The sequence below is a fragment of the Azospirillum sp. B4 genome (assembly GCF_000333275.1).
Lineage (GTDB): Bacteria > Pseudomonadota > Alphaproteobacteria > Azospirillales > Azospirillaceae > Nitrospirillum.
On sequence record NZ_BACU01000123.1, the window covers coordinates 1 to 4,684 of the forward strand.

5 protein-coding genes are annotated in these 4,684 nt (G+C 62.6%); 2 read left to right on the forward strand and 3 right to left on the reverse strand.

What is annotated here, in order from left to right; all coding sequences use genetic code 11:
- A partial coding sequence (locus tag I55_RS05810) for a MobA/MobL family protein (protein WP_044559562.1) occupies positions 1-1,552 on the forward strand: 1,552 nt, incomplete at its 5' end.
- A gap of 532 nt (positions 1,553-2,084) precedes the next feature.
- Here I55_RS05810 and I55_RS35730 read toward each other — a convergent pair.
- The gene (locus I55_RS35730) at positions 2,085-2,366 is read right to left on the reverse strand and encodes a hypothetical protein (protein WP_148293587.1); all 282 of its coding nucleotides are present in this window, start codon (positions 2,364-2,366) and stop codon (positions 2,085-2,087) included.
- Between I55_RS35730 and I55_RS05815 the strand changes: the two genes are divergently transcribed.
- Positions 2,365-2,871, forward strand: coding sequence for a hypothetical protein (locus I55_RS05815; protein ID WP_044559563.1), 507 nt, complete (start codon positions 2,365-2,367; stop codon positions 2,869-2,871). The two genes, I55_RS35730 and I55_RS05815, sit on opposite strands and share 2 nt — an antisense overlap.
- Before the next feature lie 13 nt (positions 2,872-2,884).
- Here the strand turns inward: I55_RS05815 and I55_RS05820 are convergent, their stop codons facing one another.
- Complete coding sequence (locus I55_RS05820; protein WP_044559564.1) at positions 2,885-3,409, reverse strand: hypothetical protein; 525 nt, start codon at positions 3,407-3,409, stop codon at positions 2,885-2,887.
- Entirely contained in the window at positions 3,406-4,251 is an 846-nt protein-coding gene (locus tag I55_RS05825; protein WP_159107121.1) for a DUF5131 family protein, read from the reverse strand. Before I55_RS05825 ends, I55_RS05820 begins: the two co-directional genes overlap by 4 nt.
- Positions 4,252-4,684 lie beyond the last annotated feature (433 nt).

The following is a 4,684-nucleotide window of genomic DNA, read 5'->3' on the forward strand; positions in this document are numbered from 1 at the left end:
GGCCGAGCGGTTCGGGCTTGGCGCCTGGGAGTTCGCCCGCCTCAAGGACCGTGAGGCGAGGGATGCCGCCTGGATCGCCGGTTTGCGGGAACGCTATGTGAGGGCAGTCAATGTGGAGCTGGAGCGGGCCGGGGCGTTAAAGCGCTACGACTGCCGCAGCTATGAGGAGATGGGGATAGAGAAGGCGCCCTCCTCGCATCTGGGTCCTTCGGAGTCAGTCAAGCAGCGGGCTGGTGTCGAGACCAGGCTGGGCAGCGCCAACGCGCTGCGGGAGATCGACTGGCTTCAGGTATGTGAGCCCGATGCCATGGGTGTCGCTGTCATTGACTCCGCGGTGACGGCCCGTGCCAGGCGGATGTTGAAGGAACGCCCAGGGGACGCCCTGGGCCACCATGTGGCCTTGGCCAAGTTGACCTTGGCCAAGGCCGTCGAGGGTTGGCAGGCGGCGGCCACGGGGCTGGCCGAAGCCGAACTGGCTTGGTCGCGTCTGGAGCCCTGGAACAGGCTGTGGTCCCGCCGGCTTTGGGCGGAGCGTGAGCTTGAGGCTGCGGCCGGTCGTGACAGAAATCGAATGTCCACGTCTGCCGGCGCGCATGTCCTTCCTGCCTCGAACAGGAGGGTTGTCACGGACCTGGAGCGCATGGCGGCGGAGTCCCGCCTCGCCTGGGATGAGGCGTCGAGGGGGGACCCGGCCGGCGCCGAGCTGGCCAGGCGTACCCTTGAGGATCGTGATCAGGCGCGGGTCCGGTATGAGCGGGCGGGTGAGCAGGTGGCGGCCGGCACGGCCGCGCTTCGTTCCGAGGTCGTCGTTGCCGACCTGCAGTCGTCCCTGGCGGCTCGCAAGTCGCTTCGCGAGGCCTTGTCGTTGGACAGCCGTTCTGCAGAGGCCGAATGGGATTTGGAGTTGGTGCGCCGGCGGCGAGCCGCCATGGAGGCTGAAGACGCTGAGAGGCGCGCGCGATTGCTTCTGCGGGATGAAGCGCTGAGCCTCACGGGTGGCGACCAGGGGGCCGTTGAGGTGGTGCTTGCCGCGGTGGAGCGCTGGTCCGCGGCACGGCGAGGCTCACCCCCAGTCCGGCCCTCAGTCCTGAAGGACGGAGAGGAGGTGTCCGGGCTTGGGGGTGAGGGTTTGCGCCTTGAGGACGTCCGTGGGCTGCAGCGAGAGATCAGCCAGACCGGGGTACTGGCATGGTCGGGCCTGGCTGATCTCGCAACGGGTGGCGCCCGGCGCCTGGCCATGGCGGCGAGTGCCGTGGAACGGATGTCCGTCCATCATCGGGCCTTTGCGGCAGAGGTTGCCGAAGCGGAGGCCATCGAGGCTGATCCGCGCGCCCGGGCGGCGCTTGTTAGTGGCGCCGGCGATGACCTGTGGTGGAGCGGCCGCCGCCGTGAGCTGGATCGTAGGGTGCGTGAGGCGGCTGCGGCCGTGGCGAAGGACCCCGACGCGCGCTTGCTGGCTGCGCGGCGTGAACGGGAGACTGGCTTTGAGCTCATGCCGGAGGTGAGGGAGGCCTTGGTTGGGCATGTAACTAAAAGAGAGAAGCGTTTATAAAAATTCTCCAATTAGTAATGTGACTCGTGGTCGGGCTCTCCATAGCTGAGAGCGGCAATCAGAAGAAGATCGCGGACTTCCTCGATCGTTGCAAAATTTATAGCGTCTGCAGAATTCTTGAATCTGATTTCGATTCTATCGTGATTGTCGGGATTGAGAACGGCCCAATGTGGATCATGAATGTTATTCGTTATACGAAAAGCAATTTCTCGCAATTGATCATAATCTGTCGAGCTGAAACCATAGTTTCCTCCTACTGCCCAGAAATTTTCCCTCTGTCGCACCTCTATTGGTAAATCGAGGCTTGCATTATTGCCAGTATTATTTATGGAATTTTGGTATTTCTTGGATGAAATATACCGTTTATAGCATCTAATCACACAAATACTTGACAATATATTACTTATATGATTCGGTGTATATTTCATTTCGAGGCTCGGGGCTTCCAGTTAGAGAATGACATTTCCAAGACCACGTAACAACAGTGCTTGTGAGGTCATTTCAGGGATTCATTTTTATAGTTCTTCACGGTTTAGGCAAGTGGCTGCCAAATAACATCAGGCACAGGAAACCAGAAGTCGGGCTGAGGCAATTCCCACAACCAACTCTTGCCGGTTCGCTGGTCATACACCGCCCATTCCTTCGTTCCGTCGCCCCAGTCCATAAACCTTCCATTGAACCACATTGATGCGCCGAGACTGGTGAACATGACATTCACCTGAATAGGTAAAATATCGAATTCCTCTCCTGCCGGCAGGTCGTCCCGGCCCGGGAGGCGATCAGCTGTACGGTGAAAGGCTGGCACATTGGTCATGCCCTTGTCGTCCCATATGATTGTCGGCTGGCTTCGAATTCTGTGCTACCACGAGTTATTTCAAATACCCATCTCGATGGTGGCCATCATGATCGACGCGCGTGGTTTGAAGTTCCTGGGTCAAGAGCTGGTTGTTATCCTCGCCGGTGGTTCGGGAGAGGATAGAGCCATTATCTCTAAAGACATCGATGAATGCGGAGCCTTGCTGGAGAAAGTCCCGGTTGCCGAGCGGACCTTGGCGACGATGTTGACGGTAATGCGGCAGGGCCCGGCTAGTTTTGGGCTGGGCAGGCTCCGTGGCCAGGGAGGGGAGGCTCTGGCTGAACTGCTGCCTGCCTGGCTATTTGGGGCCGGGGCTGCGCCGATGGATGCTGCGGAGCTCATCTCGGCCGTGTTGTCGAGCGGAATCGAGCCCGGGACGCTGAAGAGGCTGCTGCATCGCTACGCCGACCACATCGTCGACAGGACGATCATGGACCGATTCGTTGCGGTGGGGCGATCCTGAGGCGGCCCAGAGCTTAGAGCCGTCGGTCAAGAAATCCCGGCCTGGGCTTGGCTTGCGCTGAGCGCCTCTGGATCGCCTGTCGCTCGAGGCTCAGCCACCGCTGCACCTCACCAGGTTCGAAGCGATTGCTCGACCTGGTCGTCAGCTGCAGTTCCTGGTAGGCGCGACGGTCTATGGGTGTGTAGATGGCCAGCTGCCGGTCCAGCTGCTCAACGAAGGACCGGGGACATTGCCTCAGGCGTACTGCAAGGATCGTGACCGCAGTCGCGAGGAGGATGTTGCCCCAGTCGACGGCGGCGGCGGCCACCCTATCCTCCAGCATCGCGCCGATGAGCTTGTAGGCCAGGATGGCCGACAGACCGACGACGAGCAGCCGGGCCATTGTCAAAGGCCCCACGGGGTAGGGCCAGTAGCGAGCCTGCACCAAGGTGTGGCCGATACGGTGTAGATGCAGAAGCCTGCGCTGGCTATCCCGTGTAAGGTCTAGCGGCGGTGTGGCGCCGGGGCCGCCCTCGATGACCTTCAACCGCGAATTCATGCCGGCATCTCCTCCATGACCGTCGTGACCTTGGCCGGCTGGCGCCTGGCCATCTCCAGCAGTTCGCGATGGAGAGGCCAGGGTGTGTAGCCGTAGGTCTGCCCATCGATCTCGCGGCCCGCTTCGCGCTTGCCGACGTGGCGGCCGTCGGCGTCGTAGTCGCCCCACTGCTTGAAAAAGATCCGGTCGGGACCAAAGCGCTGGACGTGTTCCCTTACCCATTGGGGGTCGAAAGCCCAGCTGTGGTCCCGTGTGCCCGAGGCGCCGCCGTAGATGGTGACGGCCGCGTCCGACAAGTCCATGGCCGAGGCAAGGCAGGCACTCAGCGGTTCGGCCGAGATCCACGCGCGGCCGGTGTGGCCCCAGTAGTCCAGGTGCTGCCGCCACCTGAAGCCGTGGAGCGGATGGTCCACGGTCACGCCTGGCCAGACGTGGGCCGGTGGCGCGCTGCGCCAGGTGGCGGGCAGCAGCTTGCCCGCGAGGTGGGGGCGATGGGTCAGCAGCAGGAAGTTGAGGTGGGCGCAGCTCTCAACCGTATCGATCATCCAGCTGCGCCAGGCCGGGTCGACCTCAGGATCCAGCCAATCGCCCAAGGACAGGCAGAAAACCGAAAAGGCATGGCCGGTCTGGATCGCAAGGCGATCGAGACGGGTCATACGGTCGGCGAAGGTGGAAAATCTCCGTCGAGGTGCCGCAGGTCCCCAGCTCATGCCCAGCCTGCAGCAGCAATATCCCTTGGCATAGCAGATAGAGCAGCCCGACCGTGCGCCACTCACCGGCAGGATTTCGGTGCAGCCACCCCAGGCGTTGCCCGTGAAGTCGCACCACTGCACGCCAGTCATGGATTGTGCAATGGAGCGGGAGATCATGATCAGGCCCGGCCCAGCTTGTCGGTCCGCCAGATCGGCGCGGGTGCCAGGACAGGCCGGTCGCCGCCGCAGTATACGGCAGGCGCCGCGCGCGATGTCTCGAAGGTGCTTGAGCATGCGGTGGAGCGGCGCACGGTCCCGTCCTCGCCGGCGGGCAGGACGGGACTTGCCATTGGGAGTTCTGGTAGATCCCGCGGGGAAGACGTTCCACCGGCACTTCGTAGGCCGGTCAGGCCATCGACCAGAAGGGTTACCAGACCGGCGCCCGTCAGCAGACAGATGCCGGCCTGTACGGCAAGGCGCCTGGCCCGATGTCGCCGTATGCGCCGGCGCCGCGGGACCGCCGAGACGTTGCCGGTCAGGAGCGGTACCATGGCCGTGAGGAGCTGCGCGGTTCCAGCCAGAA